General features: G+C 39.1%; 22 protein-coding genes and 1 other RNA gene. 11 read left to right on the top strand and 12 right to left on the bottom strand.

The genetic code is table 11. The features are described from left to right. The first annotated feature begins 87 nt into the window (after positions 1-87). The 4 genes from O1Q79_RS07690 to rnr all read left to right on the top strand — a co-directional run bounded on the left by O1Q79_RS07690 (position 88) and on the right by rnr (position 5,386). Positions 88-1,881, top strand: a complete 1,794-nt coding sequence (locus O1Q79_RS07690; protein WP_386691484.1) for an ABC transporter ATP-binding protein/permease — start codon at positions 88-90, stop codon at positions 1,879-1,881. Beyond that, the gene (gene lpxH, locus O1Q79_RS07685) at positions 1,882-2,592 is read left to right on the top strand and encodes a UDP-2,3-diacylglucosamine diphosphatase (protein WP_386691482.1); all 711 of its coding nucleotides are present in this window, start codon (positions 1,882-1,884) and stop codon (positions 2,590-2,592) included. Positions 2,593-2,672: 80 nt separating this feature from the next. Next, entirely contained in the window at positions 2,673-2,831 is a 159-nt protein-coding gene (locus O1Q79_RS07680) for a hypothetical protein (protein ID WP_386691480.1), read from the top strand. A gap of 167 nt (positions 2,832-2,998) precedes the next feature. Beyond that, positions 2,999-5,386, top strand: coding sequence for a ribonuclease R (gene rnr / locus O1Q79_RS07675; RefSeq protein WP_386691478.1), 2,388 nt, complete (start codon positions 2,999-3,001; stop codon positions 5,384-5,386). 61 nt (positions 5,387-5,447) lie between these two features. Here the strand turns inward: rnr and O1Q79_RS07670 are convergent, their stop codons facing one another. Genes O1Q79_RS07670 through uxaC form a run of 5 tightly spaced genes read right to left on the bottom strand, consistent with a single transcriptional unit; the run spans position 5,448 to position 11,369 of the window. Then, positions 5,448-6,350, bottom strand: coding sequence for a sugar kinase (locus O1Q79_RS07670; protein ID WP_386691476.1), 903 nt, complete (start codon positions 6,348-6,350; stop codon positions 5,448-5,450). Further along, entirely contained in the window at positions 6,350-6,982 is a 633-nt protein-coding gene (locus O1Q79_RS07665; protein WP_386691474.1) for a bifunctional 4-hydroxy-2-oxoglutarate aldolase/2-dehydro-3-deoxy-phosphogluconate aldolase, read from the bottom strand. The genes O1Q79_RS07670 and O1Q79_RS07665 overlap by 1 nt, the downstream gene beginning before the upstream one ends. A 9-nt stretch (positions 6,983-6,991) precedes the next feature. Further along, positions 6,992-8,479: a UxaA family hydrolase gene (locus O1Q79_RS07660; protein ID WP_386691472.1), complete on the bottom strand. Its 1,488-nt coding sequence runs from the start codon at positions 8,477-8,479 to the stop codon at positions 6,992-6,994. Beyond that, complete coding sequence (locus tag O1Q79_RS07655; protein ID WP_386691470.1) at positions 8,479-9,939, bottom strand: tagaturonate reductase; 1,461 nt, start codon at positions 9,937-9,939, stop codon at positions 8,479-8,481. The genes O1Q79_RS07660 and O1Q79_RS07655 overlap by 1 nt, the downstream gene beginning before the upstream one ends. Before the next feature lie 17 nt (positions 9,940-9,956). Beyond that, the gene (gene uxaC, locus O1Q79_RS07650; RefSeq protein ID WP_386691468.1) at positions 9,957-11,369 is read right to left on the bottom strand and encodes a glucuronate isomerase; all 1,413 of its coding nucleotides are present in this window, start codon (positions 11,367-11,369) and stop codon (positions 9,957-9,959) included. A gap of 253 nt (positions 11,370-11,622) precedes the next feature. On the opposite strand from uxaC, the gene O1Q79_RS07645 reads away from it, so the two are divergent. The 5 genes from O1Q79_RS07645 to rlmB all read left to right on the top strand — a co-directional run bounded on the left by O1Q79_RS07645 (position 11,623) and on the right by rlmB (position 16,164). Further along, complete coding sequence (locus O1Q79_RS07645) at positions 11,623-12,606, top strand: TRAP transporter substrate-binding protein (RefSeq protein ID WP_386691466.1); 984 nt, start codon at positions 11,623-11,625, stop codon at positions 12,604-12,606. Between the two features lie 62 nt (positions 12,607-12,668). Then, positions 12,669-13,160 carry a TRAP transporter small permease gene (locus O1Q79_RS07640; protein WP_132300078.1) on the top strand — a complete coding sequence of 164 codons (492 nt, stop codon included), beginning with the start codon at positions 12,669-12,671 and terminating at the stop codon, positions 13,158-13,160. Continuing rightward, a complete protein-coding gene (locus O1Q79_RS07635; protein ID WP_132300080.1) occupies positions 13,160-14,476 on the top strand; it encodes a TRAP transporter large permease in 1,317 nt (438 codons plus the stop codon). The genes O1Q79_RS07640 and O1Q79_RS07635 overlap by 1 nt, the downstream gene beginning before the upstream one ends. Before the next feature lie 117 nt (positions 14,477-14,593). After that, positions 14,594-15,385, top strand: a complete 792-nt coding sequence (gene exuR, locus O1Q79_RS07630) for a transcriptional regulator ExuR (protein WP_132300082.1) — start codon at positions 14,594-14,596, stop codon at positions 15,383-15,385. 41 nt (positions 15,386-15,426) lie between these two features. Next, a complete protein-coding gene (gene rlmB / locus O1Q79_RS07625) occupies positions 15,427-16,164 on the top strand; it encodes a 23S rRNA (guanosine(2251)-2'-O)-methyltransferase RlmB (RefSeq protein WP_386691462.1) in 738 nt (245 codons plus the stop codon). Here the strand turns inward: rlmB and O1Q79_RS07620 are convergent. The 3 genes from O1Q79_RS07620 to O1Q79_RS07610 all read right to left on the bottom strand — a co-directional run bounded on the left by O1Q79_RS07620 (position 16,161) and on the right by O1Q79_RS07610 (position 17,342). Further along, entirely contained in the window at positions 16,161-16,742 is a 582-nt protein-coding gene (locus O1Q79_RS07620) for a 5-formyltetrahydrofolate cyclo-ligase (protein WP_386691460.1), read from the bottom strand. The genes rlmB and O1Q79_RS07620 overlap by 4 nt on opposite strands. Before the next feature lie 24 nt (positions 16,743-16,766). Beyond that, a non-coding RNA gene (ssrS, locus tag O1Q79_RS07615) (6S RNA) lies at positions 16,767-16,951 on the bottom strand. 67 nt (positions 16,952-17,018) lie between these two features. After that, positions 17,019-17,342, bottom strand: a complete 324-nt coding sequence (locus O1Q79_RS07610) for a cell division protein ZapA (RefSeq protein WP_132302576.1) — start codon at positions 17,340-17,342, stop codon at positions 17,019-17,021. Positions 17,343-17,445: 103 nt separating this feature from the next. On the opposite strand from O1Q79_RS07610, the gene O1Q79_RS07605 reads away from it, so the two are divergent. Beyond that, positions 17,446-17,991: a YecA family protein gene (locus tag O1Q79_RS07605; RefSeq protein WP_386691458.1), complete on the top strand. Its 546-nt coding sequence runs from the start codon at positions 17,446-17,448 to the stop codon at positions 17,989-17,991. Positions 17,992-18,001: 10 nt separating this feature from the next. Continuing rightward, positions 18,002-19,339 carry a Xaa-Pro aminopeptidase gene (pepP, locus tag O1Q79_RS07600; protein WP_386693370.1) on the top strand — a complete coding sequence of 446 codons (1,338 nt, stop codon included), beginning with the start codon at positions 18,002-18,004 and terminating at the stop codon, positions 19,337-19,339. Positions 19,340-19,393: 54 nt separating this feature from the next. Here pepP and glyS read toward each other — a convergent pair whose 3' ends face one another. The 4 genes from glyS to rsmE form a co-directional block, all read right to left on the bottom strand. Further along, positions 19,394-21,460 (bottom strand): glycine--tRNA ligase subunit beta, encoded by a 2,067-nt coding sequence (glyS, locus tag O1Q79_RS07595; RefSeq protein WP_386691456.1) that lies wholly within the window; start codon positions 21,458-21,460, stop codon positions 19,394-19,396. 78 nt (positions 21,461-21,538) lie between these two features. After that, the gene (locus O1Q79_RS07590; protein ID WP_386691454.1) at positions 21,539-22,564 is read right to left on the bottom strand and encodes a YhcG family protein; all 1,026 of its coding nucleotides are present in this window, start codon (positions 22,562-22,564) and stop codon (positions 21,539-21,541) included. A gap of 70 nt (positions 22,565-22,634) precedes the next feature. Further along, a complete protein-coding gene (glyQ, locus tag O1Q79_RS07585) occupies positions 22,635-23,543 on the bottom strand; it encodes a glycine--tRNA ligase subunit alpha (RefSeq protein WP_386691452.1) in 909 nt (302 codons plus the stop codon). A gap of 67 nt (positions 23,544-23,610) precedes the next feature. After that, complete coding sequence (rsmE, locus tag O1Q79_RS07580; RefSeq protein WP_386691450.1) at positions 23,611-24,342, bottom strand: 16S rRNA (uracil(1498)-N(3))-methyltransferase; 732 nt, start codon at positions 24,340-24,342, stop codon at positions 23,611-23,613. Between the last annotated feature and the right edge of the window lie 35 nt (positions 24,343-24,377).

The following is a 24,377-nucleotide window of genomic DNA, read 5'->3' as shown; positions in this document are numbered from 1 at the left end:
TTGATGTTTATCACATTTTTCCTTGCTTAATTTACCTATTTGCTGAAAAATAACGCATTATTTTAACATTTATGCTTTAATTTTAATATGGATTATGTTCAAGAATTAATTACTTCTTTATTTTGGATCTTAAAAGCGATTGTTATCACCGCCATCGTATTCACCGCCGTATTATGGTTTTTAGTCAAAACTACCCGTTGGGGGCAACAATTTTGGTCACTGGCACAGGAATATTTGTCGCCTAAACGGAGAGTAAAACCCTTAATTTATTTTATTATCATTGTCTTTTTTAACCTATTTGCGGTGCGTTTAGATATTTTGTTCTCGGAATGGTATAAGGCGATGTATGACGCTTTACAAAATAGTAATGAAAGTGTTTTCTGGATCCAAATGGTGGTGTTCTCCGTATTAGCTGCCATTAATATTAGTAACGTACTATTACTTTATTATTTAGGACAACGTTTTACCATTCAATGGCGAATAGAATTAAACCAACAACTGGTGGATAAATGGCTTGGCGAACAAGCCTATTACAAAACACAATATATTTATAATCAATTAGATAACCCCGATCAACGGATTCAACAAGATATTCAATCCTATGTGTCAAGTTCACTTAGTTTTGCCACGGGCGTAATTTCTTCAGTGGTGTCTATTGTGGCATTTACCCAAATTCTATGGAATCTATCTGGTGAAATGACAGTTGGCTCAATTACCGTACCCCACGCCATGGTCTTTTTGGTGTTTATTTACGTGTTAGTCACCAGTGTCTTTGCTTTCCGCATCGGACGACCATTAATTCAACTCAATTTTGCTAATGAACGCTTAAATGCGAACTATCGTTACTCATTGATTCGGATTAAAGAATATGCAGAAAGTATTGCATTTTTCCGTGGGGAGAATATGGAACGCAATATCCTGTTTAAACAATTTGATAAAGTGATCGGCAATGTGTGGAAAATGGTCTATATGACCCTAAAACTCTCTGGCTTTAACTTAATGGTTTCTCAAGTGTCAGTGGTGTTTCCATTTATTATTCAAGCCAGTCGATTTTTTAGTAAACAGATTCAATTAGGTGATTTAATTCAAACCGCACAATCTTTCGGACGAGTACAATCAGCATTGTCTTACTTCCGTAATGCCTATGATGAATTTGCTGGTTATCGTGCGGTGTTAGATCGTTTAACAGGCTTCCATTCAGCCATTGAACAAGCGACTCAACCAACCGAAGTAAAATTACATCCACTAGAAAGTGCGGTGCGTTTTGAGCAAGTTTCGGTGAAAAAACCAACGGGCGAAACTCTCATTGCGGATTTAACTTTCGATCTGCCACAAGGTTCATCACTATTAATTAAAGGTCCATCGGGAGCGGGTAAAACCACCTTATTACGTACTATTGCTGGCTTATGGTCGCATGCCAACGGCGATATTTATTTACCCCAACAAGATGCCCTGTTCTTACCGCAAAAACCTTATTTACCGCAAGGACGTTTGATTGATGCGTTATTTTATCCAAATCTTGCCCCTGATAATGTGGATTTAGCCCAAGCAACAGACACCATGCGAGCGGTGCAACTTGGACATTTAAGTGATAAATTGGAACAAGAAAATGACTGGACTCGGGTACTTTCACTCGGTGAACAGCAGCGGTTAGCGTTCGCTCGGTTATTGATTACCCAACCGAAAATTGCTTTCTTAGATGAAGCCTCTGCCAGTATGGATGAGGGATTAGAAGATGCCATGTATCGTTTATTACATGAACGTTTGCCGAACACCACGATTATTAGTGTTGGGCACCGTTCAACCCTGAATGTACATCATCAGCAACAATTAGAAATTGATCCTGTTAATCATCGTTGGCAGTTAATTGTAGGACATTAAATGAAAAAAACGTTGTTTATTGCCGATTTACATTTAAGCGAAAATCGCCCCGATTTAACCGCACTTTTTGTGGATTTTATGCAGCATCAAGCCCCGCAAGCCGAAGCGTTATATATTCTGGGCGACCTTTTCGATTTTTGGATCGGTGATGATGAACGTTCAGACTTAATTAATTTAGTACAAGACCAAATTCGTTCTATTACGCAACAAGGTATTGCATGCTATTTTATTTGCGGTAATCGGGACTTTTTACTCGGACAAAAATTTGCTGAAACTTGCGGATTACAGCTTTTGCCTGATTATCAAGTGATTGATTTATATGGCACTAAAACCCTGATTTGTCACGGTGATACCCTTTGTATTGATGATGAAAAATACCAACAGTTCCGCTACAAAGTGCATCAAAAATGGCGACAACGTTTGTTTTTATGTTTACCATTAAAACTGCGGTTAAAAATTGCTGAGAAGATTCGCTCCAGAAGCAAAGCGGATAAGCAACAAAAGCCCGTTGAGATTATGGACGTGAATCCTGAATTTACTTTGCAAATCATGCAAAAATTTGCAGTGACAAGATTAATTCATGGACATACCCATAAACAACATATTCATCAAATGACACCGCAGTATGAGCGAATTGTATTAGGTGACTGGGGGGAAACTACCTCTGTGCTAGAAATTACTAAGCAGGGACTGGCATTTATTAACAATTAATTATTGAACTTTTACCTAAAAATAGGTTCTTATAAGTTGTCAGTGATAATGACATTGTTTTATTTTAATCGGAGCAATTTATGAAAAAATTAGCTGTAATCGCTATTGTAAGCACATTATTTTTAAGTGCTTGTTGTTTCCACGGTGGTCATCATGGTGAACGAGGCGGTTTGGGTATGAATAATGGTGGTCCACAAAGCGGTCAACAAATGCCACAACAACAAAGAACTAAGAGATAGCCCTATCTTACTTTAGAATACCCCGATAAGGGGTATTTTCTTAGCATCAATTCTTCATCATTTTATCTGTAATCAATTTGTATTGGTTTTCCCTTGCATTCATGATAGCAGAGTGTCAAACTAATATATTACATAAATTTTAATCATTTAACCTGCGGAGATACATAATGACAAAAATAAAAAAAGCGAAAAAAAGCACCGCACTTATGGATCCAAATTTTCAACAAGAACAAGCAAAATATGAAAACCCTATCCCAAGTCGTGAATTTATCTTACAGATTATTCAAGAGCATAATGCTCCAATGAGTCGTGAAGAAATGGTGGCAACTTTTGGTTTACGCCATGAAGACGAAATCGAGGGTATTCGTCGCCGTTTACGTGCAATGGAAAATGATGGTCAGTTAGTGTTTACTAAGCGTAAATGTTATGCCTTGCCTGAAAAGTTAGATTTAATCAAAGGTACTGTGATTGGGCATCGTGACGGCTACGGCTTTTTAGAAATCGAAAGCCCTGCTAAAAATGCGGTAGCCAATAAAGATTTATTTATTCCGAATAACCAAATGCAACGGGTGATGCACGGCGATTTTGTGTTGGCTCAACCCACAGGATTTGACCGAAAAGGACGGCAAGAAGTGCGTATTGTTCGCGTATTAGAAAGCCGTAAAAAACAAATTGTTGGACGCTTTTTCCTTGAAGACGGCATTGGTTATGTGGTGCCTGATGATAGCCGTATTGGACGAGATATTTTAATTCCTAATGAATCTCGCATGGGGGCAAGAATGGGGCAAGTGGTGGTGGTTGAACTTAAACCACGTACCGCCAGTTTTAGCCAACCTGTCGGGATTATTCGTGAAATTCTGGGGGATAATATGGCAAAAGGTATGGAAGTTGAGATTGCCTTACGCAATCATGATATTCCGCATACTTTCCCTGACGCTGTCCAAAAAGCGGTGAAAAAACTCAGTGAAGAAGTGCCAGAACAAGCGAAAAAAGGGCGTATCAATTTACGTGATTTGCCGTTAGTGACCATTGACGGCGAAGACGCACGAGATTTTGACGATGCGGTACATTGTCGTAAAGAAAAAAACGGTTGGCGTTTATGGGTGGCGATTGCCGATGTCAGTTATTATGTGCGTTTGCGTACTGCTTTAGATGCAGAAGCTCACAATCGGGGAAATTCGGTCTATTTTCCCAATCGAGTGGTGCCGATGTTACCTGAAATTCTCTCCAACGGCTTATGTTCACTTAATCCACAAGTTGATCGCCTATGTATGGTGTGCGAAATGGAAGTTTCCAATAAAGGGGAATTAAAAGGCTATCAATTCTATGAAGCCGTGATGAATTCATACGCTCGTTTAACCTACACTAAAGTCGCTCGTATTTTAGACGGCGATGCAGAATTAAGCCAACGTTATCAATCACTTGTTCCTCACTTAAAGGAATTGCACGCCATGTATCAAGCCTTGCTAGAAGCTCGTCATTTACGTGGTGCTATTGATTTTGAAACTATTGAAAGCAAGTTTATTTTCAATGAAATGGGGCGTATCGAACGGATTGAAAAAGAAGAACGCAATGACGCACACAAAATCATTGAAGAATGTATGATTTTAGCCAATATTTCTGCAGCGAATTTTATGGAACGTCACCAAGAGCCAGCGTTATATCGTATTCATGCAGGTCCGAGTGAAGAAAAATTAACCGCTTTCCGCACATTTTTGGCAGAATGTGGTTTATCTTTACGAGGGGGCAATAAACCGAGTACGGCGGATTATGCCGAGTTGTTAAACCAAGTCAAACAACGTCCCGATCAAGAGCTTATTCAAACCATGTTGTTACGTAGTTTAAGCCAAGCAGTGTATCACCCTGATAATATTGGACATTTTGGTTTAGCCTTAACGGAATATGCTCACTTTACCTCACCTATTCGCCGCTATCCTGATTTAACCTTACATCGTGGCATAAAATATATGTTAGCCAAACAAAAAGGGGCAAAACGTAAAACCACAGAGAGTGGCGGGTACCATTATAATTTAGATGAAATGGATTTATTAGGCGACCATTGTTCCATGACCGAACGCCGTGCCGATGATGCAACAAGGGAAGTGGCAGACTGGTTGAAATGCGAATTTATGCAAGACCACGTTGGTGATGAATTTGACGGTGTTATTTCGTCAGTCACAGGTTTTGGCTTATTTGTTCGCCTTGATGATTTGTTTATTGATGGCTTGGTGCATATTTCCACTCTCGATAATGACTACTATCAATACGACAATGCAGGACAACGCTTAATTGGCGAGAACAGCGGTATGCTATATCGTTTAGGGGATAAAGTCAGAATCAAAGTAGAAGCCGTCAGCCTTGAACAACGCCAAGTGGATTTCTCTCTAGTATCAAGCGAACGCCAACCACGCCGTGTAGGCAAAACCGCTAAAACCAAAGCAAAAAGAGCCGAAAAAGTGGTAAAAAATAACCGCAGTTTGAAGATGGAGAAAGGGAAAAGGACAGGGAAAACTAAAAAAGAAAAAAGTAGTCAACGTTTAACCAAAAAAAGATAGCGAAGTAAAATATCAACTTCCTGAAAGTGCGGTGTATTTTCAGGAAGTTTGTAAGCAAGATTTAAAATATCTCTTTAGGAATAATCGCACCACGATATGAAATTACTTTGCTTGCCACTACATGCCCTTGTTGAGCAGACTGAATTTCATTTTTTTGCTGTAAACGAGCCGCTAAATAACCTGCACTAAAAGAATCTCCAGCAGCAGTGGTGTCAATGACATTTTCTACTTTTATAGCCGGAATTGAGAATTGTTGCTGAGTTTGTACAATACAATCTTCCGCCCCACGTTTAATCACAATTTCAGTCACTCCGAATTGCTGGGTTCGCATAATACAATCAGCAAGTGTTTTATCTTGCCAAAGTTGTTGTTCATCGTCGAAAGTTAAAAATGCGATGTCAGTAAAAGAGAGAATTTGACGATATATTTGTTGGGTCGTTTCTTTGTTTTCCCACAAAATAGGTCGGTAATTATTATCAAAAATTATTTTCCCACCACCTTGTTTAAAGCGCGGTAAAAAATGAAATAATTTTTGGCGACTTGCATTATCTAAAATAGCCAAACTAATCCCACTTAAATAAATATAATCAAATTGCTTAAGTTTAGATAAAATTTGTTCGGCGTTAGGGGATTTTAACCAGTATTTTGCGGCAGAATCACTACGCCAGTAATAAAAAGAACGCTCGCCTTTTTTATCGGTAATAATGGAATATAAACCGGGTAATTTATCGGGTAAACATTGTACCAACTCGGTCTTGATTTGTTCTTGCTGCCATTGTGCAAGCATTTTCTGGCTATAAGGGTCAACACCTAATGCCGTTATATAATGTACAGAATATGAATTTGGTAGTAATCGGGCTAAATATATTGCAGTATTAAGTGTATCTCCGCCAAAACCTAATTTTACTTGTTGATCTTGTTGTGCCAGTTCGATCATACATTCGCCGATCACCGCAATTTTCATTATTGTATTCCTTCTATTGTGGATTGAGCTAATTGAGCAATAAGCGCAAAATTTTCTTGTTTAACGGCAGATAAAGGAACAAACCAACTTCCCCCCACACACATAACATTTTTTAGATTAAGATAATTCAAATAATTTTTTTCATTAATGCCTCCTGTCGGACAGAATGTTATCTCAGGAAATACAGAGGAAAAGGCTTGCAATGCTTTGATTCCACCGTTTATTTCTGCCGGGAAGAATTTTAGACAATGTAAATCGTATTGCTTGGCTAACATTATTTCACTTGCAGTGGCGACACCCGGAATAAAAGGAACATCAAATAATGTGCTTTTTTGTAATAAGCTTTCCGTTATTCCGGGGCTAATAATAAATTGTGCACCTGCCATCATGGCTTGTTCAAATTGCACTGGATTTAAGACTGTTCCGGCACCGACAATTGCATCGGGGATCTCTTGTTTAATTAATTTTATCGCGTCTAATCCACATTCAGTACGTAATGTAATTTCTAATACCTTTATACCTGATTCAACTAAGGTTTTTGCTAATGGAACAGCATTTTTTAAATTATCAATTACCATTACAGGAATAACGGGTGATTGTGTTAACACATCAAGTGCGGTTAATTTTTTCATTTTTTCTCCTTATAGAGTGACACCACTTTTAAAAATCGCCAATTCACGAAACTCATTAATTTCATTTTTAGTCGGTTTGCCATTGACCGTATCAACCACTAAGTTAATAAAATCATTTAATAATTCTTCCATGCTTTGGTTGTGAACTAAACGACCCGCATCAAAATCAATCCAGTGTTTTTTCTTTAATGCCAGTTCGCTATTGGTGGCGATTTTCATGGTGGGAACAAAACCGCCATAGGGGGTTCCCCGTCCAGTGGAGAATAACACAATATGACACCCAGCACCTGCTAAAGCACTGGTGGCGACTGCATCATTGCCGGGGGCACTTAATAAATTTAATCCTGATATTTTTAAGCGTTCGCCGTATTTCAGCACATCAACCACCTGACTACTGCCTGCTTTTTGTGTGCAACCTAGGGATTTATCTTCCAAGGTGGTAATGCCCCCTGCTTTATTACCAGGGGACGGATTTTCATAAATGGGTTGTTGGTGAGCAATAAAATACTGTTTGAAATCATTGATCATTTGTACGGTTTTATGGAAAACTGTTTCATTACGACAATGGCTCATTAAAATACGTTCAGCCCCGAACATTTCAGGCACTTCGGTAAGCACAGTGGTGCCACCATGGCTGACTAAATAATCGGAAAATCGTCCAAATAGCGGATTGGCAGTAATCCCCGAAAAACCATCAGAACCACCACATTCTAAACCGAATTTAACTTCACTGAGCAAGCCTTTTTCACGCTTATCTTGTCGCATGGTTTGATAAAGCTGTTGTAATAATTCAACGCCGGCTTCCACTTCGTCATCATAATGTTGTGAAATCATAAATTTCACCCGAGTTTCATCTACTTCGCCCAAGGTTTGCCGAAAAATATCCACTTGGTTGTTTTCACAGCCTAAGCCAATCACCAATACCGCACCTGCATTAGGGTGTTTCACCATATTTTGCAACATAATTTTGGTATTTTCATGATCTGAACCTAATTGAGAACAACCGTAACTATGATTAAAGGTAAATACGCCATCAATATCAGCAAGGGCATTACGTTGCATAAATAATTTTTTTATTTGATTCGCAATCCCCACTACACAACCCACGGTTGGCACAATCCAAAGCTCATTGCGAATCCCAATCTCTCCATTTTTACGGCGATAAATTTGCACGTCTCGATCAGGAGACTGGGCTGTTATCGGCGTGGCAACAGGACGATAGTCATATTCATTTACATCACTTAGATTGGTTTTTACGTTGTGGGTATGAATATGCTCACCCACGGCAATATCGGTTAACGCATGTCCAATGGGATAACCGTATTTGATCACATTTTGATCTTTAGCAATCGGACAAAGGGCAAATTTATGCCCCCGAGCAATATCCGACAAAAGTGTGATGGGCTGTGCTTCCACACTTAAAATCGTGCCTTGCGTCAGATCCTGTAATGCCACCGCAACATTATCTTGAGCGTGGATTTTAATAAATTGCTTCATTATTCATCTCCACAATAATGGGCTAACGCCGTTCTCATGCCTTGTTGAATTATCATGGTTAACTGTTCTGTCAGAGTATCGGCTAATTGTGGAATAGAGCTGAGATCCTGTTGCCAATGTTTTTCCTGTGCTAAAACATCGCATACCAATTGAGATAAACTAAGATGACCCGTTTCATATTGCCCCCACCATTGTTTGTAGTTGTTCAACCAGATTTCATCATCTTGTAATGGAATCGTCTCACCATTTCGTTGTCCACGATAAAAAGCGATTAAGGCAGCGAACGCAAAGGTTAACCGCGGTGGTAATTTTTGGTATTTTTGTTGATAAGCCAGTAATTGTGGCAGATTTCTGGTGCGGTATTTGGTCATGCTGTTAAGGGAAATGGACAATAGCTGATGTTGAATAAACGGATTACGAAAACGTTTAATCACGGCATTTGCAAATTGTTGTAATTCGTCTTTGGCTAAAGAAAGGACAGGAATGATCTCATTTTCCACCGCGGTTTTGACAAATTGACAAAGGGCAGGATCGTCCATGGCTTCGCCTACGGTATTGACACCAGATAAATACGCCACTGGCACTAATGCGGTATGTGCCCCATTTAAAATCGCCACTTTACGTTCTTTATAAGGTTTAATATCATCAACAATCAGTACATTTAAATCCGCTTGATCTAAACGCAACCATTGAGCCAGTGACTTAGGCCCCTGAATCACAAATAAATGGAAATATTCTGCGGTATCTAAAAAGCTATCTTGATAGCCTAATTCCGCTTCCAATTCGGTCGCTTCATTGCGTGGATAACCGGTGACGATACGATCAACCAAGGTTGAACAAAACGTATTGGCAGTTTCTAGCCAATTAATAAACACCGTTGAAAGTTGCCATTGTTGAGCATATTTCAACACCATATGTTTTAATTGCTCACCATTGTAGTCAATCAGTTCACAAGGTAAGAGAATAAAACCTTGCTGTTTATCGCCATTGGCGGCAATAAAACGCTCATATAACAAACGGGTTAGTTTGGCCGGATAACTGCTAGGCGGACGATCATCAAATTGATCATTTTCGTTATAGCTAATGCCCGCTTCGGTGGTATTCGAGAAAATAAATTTAATCTCAAGATTGTGAGCAAGTTGTAAATAGTCGTCGTAATCTTGATAAATATTAATTTCCTGATTAACGGAACGAATAATCCGACATTGTTTTACCACATCGCCTTTTTCATCTAATCCACGAATAACGGTGGTGTATAATCCGTCTTGGGTATTAAGTGATGGTGGAAAATCCGTATTAATAGGGCGAATAATGGTCACCCCAGCATTGAGATCCGTTTGTTCATTAAGTAAATCAATTTGCCAATCCACAAAAGCCCGTAAGAAATTCCCTTCGCCAAATTGAATGATTTTGGTTGGGTGCTGACGGCCGGGGAAGTTTTTTCTGTTTAAGGTTTGCATAACGCTTTCTCCAATGATTAATTGAGTTCTATTTCAAAGTAATTTCGGGCATTATTAAAACAAATATCTGAAACCATCTGACCTAATAATTTAATATCATGCGGTGCTTCACCATCACGTACCCAATGACCGAGCATTTGACACAAAATACGGCGGAAATATTCGTGGCGAGTATAGGATAAGAAACTACGGCTATCTGTTAACATACCCACAAAATGACTAAGAAGTCCCAGTTGACTAAGTTGTGTCATTTGACGAATCATTCCATCTTTTTGATCATTAAACCACCAACCAGAACCGAATTGCATTTTTGATTTGATCCCTGCCTGTTGGAAATTACCCAACATTGTGGCAATGACTTCGTTATCACGTGGATTCAGGCAATATAAGATAGTTTTTGGTAATTGGTTATTTTTACCTTGTGCATCAAGTAAATGTGCTAAGGCTTGGGCGATAGGTTCATCATTAATGGAATCAAATCCTGTATCAGGGCCTAAGTGATTAAACATAAAGGTATTACTATTACGTAATGCGCCAATATGATATTGTTGAACCCAATTACGTTTATGGTATTCTCCGGCAAGAAAGACTAGAACAGCGGTTTTGAATTTAGCAATTTGTAATTTGTCTAGTTGATGACCAGATCGCTTGCTATCTAGTATCTGATTCAATTCTTTCTCATCAGCGTCAGCATAAGGCACCGTATCAAGAGCGTGATCGGAAACTTTACAACCATGCATTGCAAAATAATCAATACGTTTTGTCAAAGCATCACATAAAGTAGTAAATGACGTAATTTCAACATCAGCGACGTTGCCTAATTTTTCAATATAACTGTTAAAATTCTCTTGCTCAATATTAAACGCTTTATCTGGTCTAAAGCTTGGGGTAACTTTAGTTGTAAACTGTTTATCGGTAGCAATCATTTTATGATATTGCAGATTATCTACGGGATCATCTGTCGTACCAATGAATTTTACGTTCATTTGCGTAATAATACCTTTGGCAGAGAAGTTTTCTTGTTCTAATAAGGCATTACACTTATGCCAAATTTCTTGTGCAGTTTGTGGTGATAATAATGTATCGGTGATGCCGAAAGGTCTGCGTAATTCCAAATGTGTCCAGTGATATAAAGGGTTGCCTATGGTATAAGGAACTGTCTCACACCAAGCTAGGAATTTGTCATAATCAGTCGCATCTCCAGTACAAAAACGTTCTTCTACACCATGTGTACGCATTGCTCGCCATTTATAATGATCTCCTTTTAACCAGATGTCATATAAATTTTTGAATTGATAATTTTCTGCTATTTGTTGTGGTGGTAAATGACAATGATAATCAAAAATAGGTTGATTCTCTGCATAATCAAAAAATAATTCTTTAGAAATTTCATTATCCAACAGAAAATCTTTTGTTAAAAAATGTTTCATCTTCGGTCTCCATGAGTATAAAAATTAGAATACATTAAATATATTATACCAATTTAAAGAAAAATAAACTTATTTTTTGTGACATAGATCACATTTCTGAAAATTTGTATGATAACTATAAATTTTATGTGTTACTATACGGGCATGGGAAATAGGTTATAAGGATGGAATTGGGTGATTATCTCCTTAACAACATTGCTAATATCCTGTTTTCAATGGGAATAATTCTATAACTTAATGATTGGAGACGATTATGAAACTAAAAAAATTTATTTTGTCTAGTCTATGTGTGGCAATGCCTGTTCTATTATCCACCAATGCAATGGCTAAAGTGACCTTAAAACTTGCTCATAACCTTGAGCAATCGCATGTCGTGCATCAAGCGTTGGCACAAATGGCGAAAGAAGTTCAAGAAAAATCAAATGGTGATTTAAATATTCGTATTTACCCAAGTGGTCAAATGGGCGGACCTAGAGAAACGATTGAACTCATTCAGAATGATGCTTTAGATATGACGAAAGCGAGCGCAAGTGAAATGGAATCCTTTGTTAAGGAATTCGCCGTATTTAGTTGTCCATATCTTTTTGATGATGAAGAACACTTTAAGAAAGTATTGTTCGGACCTGTTGGAAAAGAGATTACAGATAAAACTCAAAATAGTGGCTTTAATGTTATCGCATCTTATGTTGCTGGTACACGAAGTTTTTATGCGAAAAAACCTATTCATTCTCCAGCTGATATGAAAGGCATGAAAATTCGCGTAGTTTCCACCCCAACTACCAATAAATTAATTGAATTATTAAATGGCTCTCCTGCCCCAATTCCATTCGGTGAAGTTTATACCGCGTTGCAACAAGGTGTGATTGATGGTGCTGAAAATAATATTCCTTCATATAATCAAACAAGACATTCAGAAGTTGCAAAATATTATATTGAAGATCAACATACCAGTGTTCCTGATTATTTAATTGTTTCTAGTAAAACGTGGAATAAATTAGATGATAATCAGCGTAAAATTTTGCAAGAAGCAGCGAAACATTCTGAGGAGTATCAACAAAAATTATGGGATGAAGAAGTGGCAAGATCCCGTGCTGAAGCAGAAAAAACCGGAACAACCTTTATACAGGTTGATAAAAAACCATTCCGAGATGCTTTGCAACCACTTTATGAGGATTTTGCCAAAGATCCTAATTTAGCTAAAATTATTGAATCCATCAAATCTCAAGGAAATAAATAAGGAATAGTCCGATCTATTTATAGATCGGACTTTATTTCATAATTATAGTTGGAGGCATTCCAATGTTATTGGAAAAAATAAAAAAACCGATCGATAAATTTATCTCAACTTTTTCAATTATTGTGATGATTTTATTGGTTATTTGTGTTACTTGGCAGGTCTTTAGTCGTTATGTATTGAAAATGCCAAGTACTGTAACAGATGAAGTGGCAAGATTTAGTATGATTTGGGTCGGATTACTCGGCGCGTCTTATACCGTTGGATTGCAAAAGCATCTGTCCATTGATTTATTTACTCATAATCTATCAGTTAAAAAGAAAGCAATGAGTAATATATTTATTAATATTTGTATCTGTATTTTTTCTTTGTCTGTTCTGGTATTTGGTGGTGCAACTTTAGTTGCTAATGTTTATGCCACAGGACAAATATCCCCATCAATGCAAATTCCAATGGCTTATGTTTATATTGCATTACCTTTAAGTGGTATTCTGATGGTTTTTTATAGTGTTTTATTTCTCATCCAAAATATTTTTCTGCTTAAGGAGAACAAATAATGGAATGGTTACTATCATGGGAATGGTTTATTCCGCTTGTAATGTTTACCTCTTTCTTTTTATTAGTCTTTTTAGGGGTGCCTATCTCTTTTTCTATCGGTATTTCAACCTTAATTTCAGGGGGATTTATGCTCCCATTAAATACCACGATGATTGTTTCAGGACAGAAAATAGCCACCGGCTTAGATAGTTTCTCATTACTTGCAATTCCTTTTTTTATTCTTGCTGGATCATTAATGAATAGTGGTGGAATTGCCACAAGATTGATTAACTTCTCTCAAGTACTTGTTGGGCGGATTCCCGGTTCCTTAGGGCATGTTAATGTATTGGCTAATATGATGTTTGGCTCAATTTCAGGGTCTGCTGTTGCCGCAGCGGCTGCGGTAGGTGGAACGATGTCACCGTTACAAAAGAAAGCGGGCTATGATCCTAGTTATTCTGCCGCAATTAATGTCACATCCTGTATAACCGGATTGTTAATTCCTCCATCAAATGTCATGATTGTGTATGCCTTAACGGCCGGCGGTATTTCAGTAGCCACGCTTTTTATGGCAGGTTATGTACCAGGTACGTTAATGGGACTTGGTATTATGGCTGTCAATTTCTTTATTGCTAAAAAACGAAAATACCCCATTTCAGAAAAACCAACACTATCATTAATTATTAAATATACTTTAGATGCTATCCCTAGTTTATTAATGGTAGTGGTTGTGATTGGAGGGATATTAGCGGGCGTTTTTACCGCTACAGAAGCCTCTGCTATTGCGGTTGTTTATACTTTTGTTTTATCTGTTCTTATTTATCGTGAAATTAAGTTTTCTCAGCTACCTAAAATCATCTTAGAATCAGTTATTACCACTTCAATTGTGTTATTCTTAATCGGGGTTTCCGTAGCAATGTCTTGGGCGATGACTAATGCGGATATTCCATATATGGTAAATGAATTATTAATGAGTGTATCAGATAACTTAATTGTTATCTTACTGATTATTAATGTACTTTTATTAGTTATTGGTATTTTTATGGATATGACGCCCGCTGTGTTGATTTTCACCCCTATTTTTCTTCCGATTGTGACAAATTTAGGGATGAGTCCAATTCATTTTGGTATTATGATGATTTTTAACTTGTGTATTGGGTTGTGTACACCACCAGTGGGAAGTGCATTATTTGTAGGATGTTCTGTATCTGGCGTTAAATTACAAGACCTAATTAAGCCTATGTTACCATTCTTTGTGGTGTTACTTGTTACATTGTTTTTAGTCACTTATATTCCGCAGTTATCATTATTCTTACCTAATTTATTGGGTTTATAATTTAAAATAGTTGTTGCCACATTAGTCGTGGTAGCAACTATTTCTTTTCCTATCTCTCATCATAGCAAATTTGTGCTATAATCTAGCATATATGTTTCCAATAGAAGTAATACCAATATGAAATTAATGGATAATCAGCGTCTTTATCAACAACTAGCTCAAGATCTTAAACAGAAGATTATTAATGGGTTTTATAAAGTCGGAGAGAAATTACCTGCTGAAAGATTTATTTCGGAAGAAATGAATGTCAGTCGCACGGTGGTAAGAGAAGCGATAATTATGCTTGAAGTGGAAGGTTTTGTTGAAGTTAAGAAAGGTTCCGGTATTCATGTTATATCATCGACACCCAAAAATTTTACCCAATCTGATGAAAATCGTGGACTGGAATTTTCCGATTGCGGTCCTTTTGAACTATTACAAGCCCGTCAATTAATTGAAAGTATCGTTGCTGAATTTGCTGCATCTCAAGTAACCAAAGAAGATATTATTGATATTATGGAAATTCAAAAAAATGCTAGACAAGAAGATCATTTTCGTGATTCAGAATGGGATTTAAAATTTCATACTAAAGTAGCACAAATTACTCGAAACAGTGCTTTGATTACTATTGTTCAAGAAATGTGGCGGCAAAGGGTGCTTAATCCTTATTGGCTCAAATTACATGAGCATATTGATGCTCGCTCTATTGATAGTTGGTGTGATGACCACGACAAAATATTAAGAGCGCTAATGAATAAGGATCCTGATGCAGCCAAAATAGCAATGTGGCAACATCTGGAACATACCAAACAGATGTTATTCAATGGTGCCAATAATGATTTTGAAATAGGGATAGATAAATATCGCTTTTCAGATAATCCAGTGATTCATCTTTCTGGTACTATTGATTCTTTGAATAAGAAAGCATAAAACAAGATTATATAAGATAACATTCATTCAAAAGGTAAAACATGTCAGAACAAATCTACGGTATTCATGCCGTAAGTGCTTTTTTAGAGCGTACGCCCGAACGTATTATTGAAGTCTTGGTGTTAAAGGGGCGTGAGGATAAACGCTTGCAACCTTTACTTAACGAATTACATAAATTGGGTATTAGCGTCCAATTTTTAAATCGCCAAAGTTTAGATAACAAGGCTCAAGGCGAAGTGCATCAGGGGATTATTGCTCGAGTGCAAGTCGCAAAAGAATTAAATGAAAACGATCTTGATCAGATTTTGCAACATAAGCAAAATCCGTTTTTATTGGTGTTGGACGGTGTGACCGATCCGCATAATTTGGGGGCTTGTTTGCGTACAGCCGATGCGGCTGGGGTTGATGCGGTGATCGTGCCGAAAGATAAATCAGCTCAATTAACTTCAGTGGCTCGTAAAGTGGCTTGTGGTGCGGCGGAAACGATGCCGTTAGTTCGGGTAACAAATTTAGCTCGTACCTTGCGTGAATTGCAACAACATCACAATATTTGGGTGGTAGGTACGGCGGGTGAAGCAACCGAAACGCTTTATCAAAGTAAATTAACGGGTGCTATTGCTTTGGTGATGGGAGCCGAGGGCGAGGGTATGCGGCGGTTGACCCGTGAATGTTGCGATCAATTAATTAGTATTCCAATGGCTGGATCGGTGTCATCATTGAATGTTTCCGTTGCCACGGGAGTTTGTTTATTTGAGATTGTAAGACAAAGATTAGGTTAACCCACCAAAATTCTAAATAACGGTATATCCCAGCTTTCCACAGGTAATTTTTCTATTTGTTGGCATTGATGTGCTAACCCGATAGGAATAAACGATTTCTGTTGCCAATCTTGCAATGTGCGGTCGTAAAATCCACCTCCCATACCTAAACGATTACCCTGTTGGTCGAAAGCAACCAATGGGGTAAAAATCATATCAAGTTGTTCTGTTGGCAATACATTTTGTACGTTTAACTGCGGTTCAGAAATACCGAATTTATTTTTAATTAACGCCGTATCGGGGCGATGTTGTAAGAATAATAAATGTCCTGCACAAAACGGGTGTAGCACGGGCAAATAAACTTTTTTGCCTTGTTGCCACAGGTTTTCTATCAATAATTGGGTAGAAATTTCACCGTCAAAAGCAAGATAGAGAGCAATCTTGTTAGCTTGGTGTTGTTCAATTAAAGCAAGGGCTTGTTGCGTGATATTTTGTTCCGCTTGGGCTTGTTCAAGTGCGGTTAAATTTTGTCGAATTTTGCGGACTTGTTGACGTATATTGTGGCGAAGTTGAGTAATATCTTGTGTAACGTTTTGCATAGGTATTGATGAAATGAATTTCAAGAAAGCCCCGAGATGCCGTTGCGGGTGGTCGGTCCTTGAACCCGACGGTTCAAGGGAGTCAGTTATAGTCATTTTTAGGCTTCTTAGGTAAACTAAGCCTGCACACCAACAACATAGAGAACCAACTCGAAGTATGTAAGTATCGGCTCAGGGACGTAACCCTTTGGCGAACATCTCAGGTAATCTTTAGAGTCTTTATACTAACGCAAATCAGTAAAATTAACTAGCATTTATTTTAACAAAACACCCCATTTATTGAATTTCATATGCCGGTTGTTGATTTGTTGTCCTCGTCAGAATATTTTCTAAGGATGCCGATAATTGCTGAATTTGATCTTGTAACACTTTTTCCATTAAGGCATTTTTGTGCTTTTCTTGTAATAATTCAAAACTTAAATTTAGTGCAACCACATTTACCGCACGATCTACTTTTACCGTTTGCATACGTTCTTTCATTTCTGTGACTCGTAAATCTAGCAGTCTAGCCGCTTCACGTAACTCATCATGCTGTTCTTCCGGAACATTGAGTAAATAAACTTGCCCCAAAAAATTTAATTCAATCTTTTTTAATGCCATATTTTCACCATTCGTTGAATTTTTCGTTATTATGCCACAGAGAAAGATTTTATGTCATGAATAATCTGTTAGAATTAACGGATATTCATTAAAGGGGAAAAATATGATCGACTATTTTCAACTGAACCAAAAACTTAAATCTGCCAGTATCGCCCTGTCTGCTGCCGAATTGCACGGATTTCTCAGTGGGCTGATTTGTGGTGGATTAGATGATCAAAGTTGGCAACCCTTGCTTTATCAATTTACCAACGATAATCACGCCTATCCTACCGCCTTATTAAATGACGTCACCGAAATCTATGCCAAAATTAACCGCACTTTAAGCGATATTGACGGTTTTAATTTTGAATTATTATTGCCAGACGAAGACGCGGATATTTTTGCCCAAGCTGATGCCCTATGCGAATGGGCAAATCACTTTTTATTGGGCTTAGGTTTGGTGCAAACCCAATTAGACAAAGAAAAAGGCGAAATTGGTGAGGCCATTGATGATTTGCATGACATCTGCCAATTAGGCTATGATGAACAAGATGATCCGGAAGAATTAGCCGAAGCCTTAGAAGAAATTATTGAATATGTTCGGACGATTGCTGCTTTGTTTTATACGCATTTTCGTCCGTTTGAGAAAACCAAACCCACGATTCACTAGGAGGAAAATGATGGATTTAGCCTATATGCACGCCATTCCCAAAGAAGAATTTATTCAACGCCGTGCAACCTTATTTGCAAAAATGGAAGATGATTCAAGTGCGGTGATTTTTTCATCAAAAGAAGTATTTCGTAATAGCCATTGCACTTATCCATTCCGTCAAGATAGCTATTTTTGGTATCTCACCGGATTTAATGAACCTGATGCGGTTTTAGTGTTAAGTAAAAAAAATCAGCAATTTTCTACCGCACTTTTTCTCCGTCCGTCTGATCCTGAACGAGAAACTTGGGACGGCAGACGATTAGGTCTTGAAAAAGCACCGCAAGCCTTACAAATCGATCGGGCGTTTAATATCAGTGAATTGAAACAACAGCTACTTAGCTTATTATCTGGTGCCAAAACCGTTTATTTTTTACAAGGATTAGATGGTCGCTCCGCTGACGATACGTTTATGCAAAATTTACTGCCTGAATTAAGCGTAACAGAATTTACCCCATTACAACCAATATTAGATGAAATGCGTTTATTCAAATCTGAAAATGAAATTCGCATTATGCAACAAGCAGGACAAATCACTGCACTCGCCCATATTCGTGCCATGAAAGAAGCCCGTGCCAATCGTTTTGAATATGAAATTGAAGGTGAAATATTGCATGAATTTAGTCGCTTTGGGGCGAGAGGGGCATCTTATAATAGTATTATCGGTGGTGGCGAAAACGCCTGTATTTTGCACTACGTTGAAAACGATCACCCACTTAAAGATGGTGATTTATTGCTCATTGATGCAGGCTGTGAGTTTGCCATGTATGCAGGCGATATTACCAGAACATTCCCAATCAATGGCAAATTTAGCCCAGCACAACGGGAAATTTATGAGATCGTGCTAAAAGCTCAAAAACGGGCGCTTGAAATCTTAGTAGCAGGCAATTCTATTCAACAAGCCAATGATGAAGTGGTGCGAATTAAAACCGAGGGTTTAGTCCGTTTAGGTATTTTAAAAGGCAACGTGGACGAACTCATTGCCAATCAGGCTTACAAAGAATTTTATATGCACGGCTTAGGGCATTGGTTAGGGTTAGATGTGCATGATGTCGGCAGTTATAGCAACGGCACACACAATGTGGATAGAAATTCCAAAATCAGAGACCGCACGTTACAACCTGGCATGGTGTTAACGGTTGAACCAGGCTTATATATTTCGTCAAAATCTGATGTACCAGAGCAATATAAAGGTATCGGCGTACGTATTGAAGATAATATTTTAATTACCGAAACAGGGAATAAAATCTTTACTTCTGCTGTGCCAAAAGAAATTGATGAAATTGAGGCATTAATGGCGGAAAGATAATTGAAACCAAAACAAAGGCTTGCAATCGCAAGCCTTTTTGTTATCTATTTACCATTATTGCAAAACGGAAATATCCGCCACTTGCAAGAATAAATCTTGTAACGCTTTCAAAATAGCTAAACGGTTTTGGCGAAGTTTTTGATCATCCGCATTCACCATCACGTTATCAAAGAAATTATCCACTGGCTGGCGTAAGTTAGCTAATTCGTCTAACACCGCACTGTAATCACCTTTGGCAATTAATGGTTGTACTGCTTGTTGCAAGGCTACCACATTGTCTGCTAAGGTTTTTTCCGCAGGTTCAACGCAGGCAGAAAGATCGATATTGCCAATTTCAATATCCGCTTTAGCCAGAATATTGCTCACCCGTTTATTGGCAGCTGCCAAGGCTTCCGCTGAATCTAATGTGCGGAAATGCGACACGGCACGAACGCGGGCATCAAAATCCGCAGGACGAGTTGGACGGCGAGCCAGAACGGCTTGAATCTCGTCCACGGCAATACCTTCGTCTTGATACCACGCACGGAAACGACCGAGCATAAAGTCCACAACGTCATTCACCACATTTTTGTTGGTCAATTTGTCACCAAAAAGTGCGGTAGATTTTTCCACTAAATCGGTTAAATCAAGCGGAAGATTTTTTTCTACAATAATCCGCAATGAACCAAGAGCCGCACGGCGTAACGCAAATGGGTCGGCACTGCCTTTTGGTGCTTGTCCAATGCCGAAAATGCCTGTTAGCGTATCAATTTTATCCGTCAACGCCACCGAACAAGCCACTAAGGAATTTGGCAAATTATCCCCAGCAAAACGTGGCATATATTGTTCGTTTAACGCCACAGCAACTTCTTCATCTTCGCCATCGTGACGAGCATAGTGCATCCCCATTACGCCTTGCGTGTCGGTAAATTCAAACACCATATTGGTCATTAAATCGCATTTTGATAAAAGACCCGCACGTTTGGCTTTTGCCACATCCGCCCCAATTTGAGCGGCTATTTCACCTGCCAACTGCTCAATACGAGCGGTTTTATCACGCAATGTACCCAGTTGTTGTTGGAACAACACGGTTTCCAAACGTGGTAAACGATCTTCCAAACGCTGTTTTAAATCGGTTTTGAAGAAAAATTCCGCATCCGTCAAACGTGGACGCACCACTTTTTCGTTACCTTCAATAATCGCCGTTGGATCCGCTGGATTAATGTTGGAAACAAAAATAAAGTGCGGTAATAATTTGCCGTTTTTGTCGTAAATTGGGAAATATTTTTGGTCGCCTTTCATGGTATAAACCAAGGCTTCCGCAGGCACGGCTAGGAAACGCTCTTCAAATTTGGCGGTTAATACATTTGGATATTCCACCAGTGAAGTCACTTCATCTAACAAATCTTCATCAATATCTGCTACGCCACCAAGTGCGGTCGCTTTTTCTTGTGATTTTGCCAAAATAATCGCTTTACGCTCATTGAAATCGGCAATCACTTGACCACGTTCCGCCAAGATTTGCGGATACTCATCAGCGTGTTGAATGTCAAATTCACGCTCGCCTAAAAAACGGTGTCCACGAATGGTGCGACCGCTTTTTACGCCAAGAATTTCGCCGTCAATTAATTCCGAACCGAGCAACATCGTTACCGTATGCACGGGACGGATAAACTGCACGGTTTTATCCGCCCAACGCATTGGTTTTGGAATCGGCAATTTCGCCAGTGCGTTAGCCACAAGATCGCTTAGCAAGGCTTTGGTTGGTTGACCTTGTTGCACCGCACGATGTACCAGCCATTCGCCTTTGTCAGTCGCCACACGCTCCGCTTGATCCACGGTAATACCACAACCTCTCGCCCAGCCCTCAGCCGCTTTGGTCGGATTACCATTGGCATCAAACGCCGCTGCTACCGCAGGCCCTCGTTTTTCAATTTGCTTACTTGGCTGCTCGGTCGCCAAATCCGCCACTTTCAACGACAAACGGCGCGGGGCTGCGAACCATTGTAAATTGCTAAATGTTAAACCTGCTTGATTCAGCTCGGTGGTGAAATTCTCCGCAAAAGCTGTCGCAAGGGTCTTTAATGCTTTCGGTGGCAACTCTTCAGTGCCGATTTCTATTAGGAAGTTTTGGGTTGTCATTTATTTTATTTCTCTTTAATTTATTTTTTGTATATTTTACTTTGTGCAGACAGTGTCTGCAAATATGTAATTAATCACTCACACATTATCCACGCGCTGCGTGGACAATCTTGCCTTGGTAATCCTCTCTTCCAACTCTTTCTCCGTTGGCAAAAACGGCAAATACTTCGCACTAAATAATTGTTTTCTATCTGCCAACACCGAATACTTCGCCACCGCTTCGCTTTTTTCACTGCATAATACTAAGCCGATAGTTGGATTATCATCTGCCCCTTTAATTTCTTGATCAAATAAGCGAACATAGGTATCCATTTGCCCTACGTCTTGATGTTTTAGTTTGCCGATTTTTAAATCAATTAACAAAAAGCATTTGAGTTTGAAATTGTAAAACACCAAATCAATGTAAAAATCTTCATCATCGAAACGAATCCGTTTTTGGCGTTCCACAAAAGCAAAGCCTTTGCCCAGTTCAAGCAAAAACAGTTGCAAATTGTTGATGATCGCTTGTTCAACGTCATTTTCTTGATAACGGCCGTCTTGCAAATTCAAGAAATCCAAAATATAAGGATCTCGCAGATAATCTTCGATGGTTTCTTTTAGCTCTGCGGTTTTCTGTTCAGCTTCGGTAATCACTGGTGTTTTATTTTGGCTTGCTAGTAAACGCTCGTAATATAGCACAGAAATTTGGCGATCTAAGGCACGAACAGACCAATTTTGTTCAATGGTTTCACGCATATACCAAAGGCGTGCTTGTTGATTTTCTACTTGAATTAAACGGCGATAATGCGACCAACTTAATTCGAGACACAGTGTGTCTCGAATTGGAAAGGCTAAGAAAAATTGACGCATTTTGCGTAAATTCGTCACATCAAAGCCTTTACCAAACATTTCCGTCAAACGCTCAGAAAGCTCTTTGAGTACATATTTTCCGTACTCCGCACGGCTTTCGCCCTGCTGTTCATCTTCCACAATCAAACGCCCGATATGCCAATAAGATTGCACCATCGCTACGTTGACAGTTTGGCGAACTTGGTTTTTTGCCTGATGAATAATCTCGGCAATTTGGCTAAATAGTGTATTGTTGGTTTGTGGAAAATTCGGCATTTTGTTTCTCTATTTAGATTTTGCAATCAGTGATTGCACAATTCGGGACTCACTGTGTTCCGAATATCACCTACTTCTTACACCCCGGAAACCCTAACGCTTCACGACTCGCATAATAAGCCTCCGCTACGCCTTTAGTCAGCGTGCGAATACGCAAAATATAACGCTGACGTTCCGTGACCGAAATCGCTTTGCGCGCATCTAGCATATTAAAGCTATGTGCGGCTTTTAAAATGCGTTCGTAAGCAGGCAATGGTAACGGTTTTTCTAATTCTAACAAGGCTTTGGCTTCTTTTTCGTAGTGATCGAAACATTGGAACAAGAAATCGGTGTCGGCGTATTCAAAATTGTAAGTAGATTGCTCGACTTCGTTTTGGTGGAACACATCGCCATAGGTGGTTTTGCCTAGCGGACCGTTTGAATAAACCAAATCATACACAGAGTCCACGCCTTGAATATACATCGCCAAACGCTCTAAACCGTAGGTGATTTCGCCTGTGACAGGACGACATTCTAAACCGCCGACTTGTTGGAAATAGGTAAATTGGGTCACTTCCATACCATTCAACCACACTTCCCAGCCTAAGCCCCACGCCCCTAAGGTTGGGTTTTCCCAGTTATCTTCCACGAAACGAATGTCGTTTTGCGTTGGGTCAAAACCGAGCATTTTTAGGCTGTCTAAATAGAGTTCTTGAATATTATCAGGGGACGGCTTGATGACTACTTGGAATTGATAATAATGTTGCAAACGGTTTGGATTTTCGCCGTAACGACCGTCTGTTGGACGGCGTGATGGTTGTACATAAGCGAATGCCATTGGCTCAGGTCCTAAAGCACGCAGTGCCGTCATTGGGTGAGAAGTCCCTGCCCCCACTTCCATATCAAAAGGCTGTACAATGGTTGCCCCTTGTTTCGCCCAGTAATCTTGCAGGGCTAAAATCATCCCTTGGAATGTTTTTACGTTAAATGTTGTTGTCATAAGTTATCTCAAAAAATAATGAAAATTTGCACCGCATTATACGGGAAAATTGATGAATATAAAACGGTTATAAATCACCAAAACACACTTGTAATGCGGTAATTGCCGTTAAAGCGGCGGTTTCGGTGCGTAATACTCGCTTGCCAAGCAAAATGTCGGTAAAGCCTTGTTGTTTTGTCTGCTGAATTTCTTGTGGCGACAAACCGCCCTCCGAGCCAATCAACAACCGCACACCAGCCGCAGGAATTTGCGGCAAAGTTTTAATGGAATAATTGGCTCTTGGGTGCAAATTGAGCTTTAACGTGCCATCTTGCTCCGCACACCAATCTTGCAACTTCATCATCGGACGAATTTCAGGCACCACATTTCGCCCACATTGTTCACAAGCCGCAATAGCAATTTTCTGCCATTGCTGAATTTTTTTCTCCATCCGTTCTGCATCTAATTTTACGCCACAACGTTCTGACCAAAGTGGCGTAATTACATTCACGCCCAATTCCACGGATTTTTGAATAGTAAATTCCATTCGCTCGCCACGAGAAATCACTTGTCCTAAATGGATTTTTAACGGGCTTTCTCGGTTATCAAGTTGACGATCTAAAATTTCGACACTGACCGTTTTTTTACTGCTTTCGGTAATTTGAGCAGGATAAATATAATTTGAGCCATCAAACAGCTCTAATTTTTCGCTAACCTGCATACGCAATACTCGCCCAACGTGATTGGCAGCATCTTCGCTGAGTTGACAAGTCGTTTGGTTTTCTAAGGGTTCGGGGTGATAAATTCTGGGTATTCGCATCGTATTTTAAAATTAAAAAAAGTTGTGATTATGAT

Source organism: Lonepinella sp. MS14434 (assembly GCF_042468235.1).
Lineage (GTDB): Bacteria > Pseudomonadota > Gammaproteobacteria > Enterobacterales > Pasteurellaceae > Lonepinella.
Note: the sequence above shows the minus strand (reverse complement) of the source record. Positions and strands in the feature narration are given on the sequence as shown.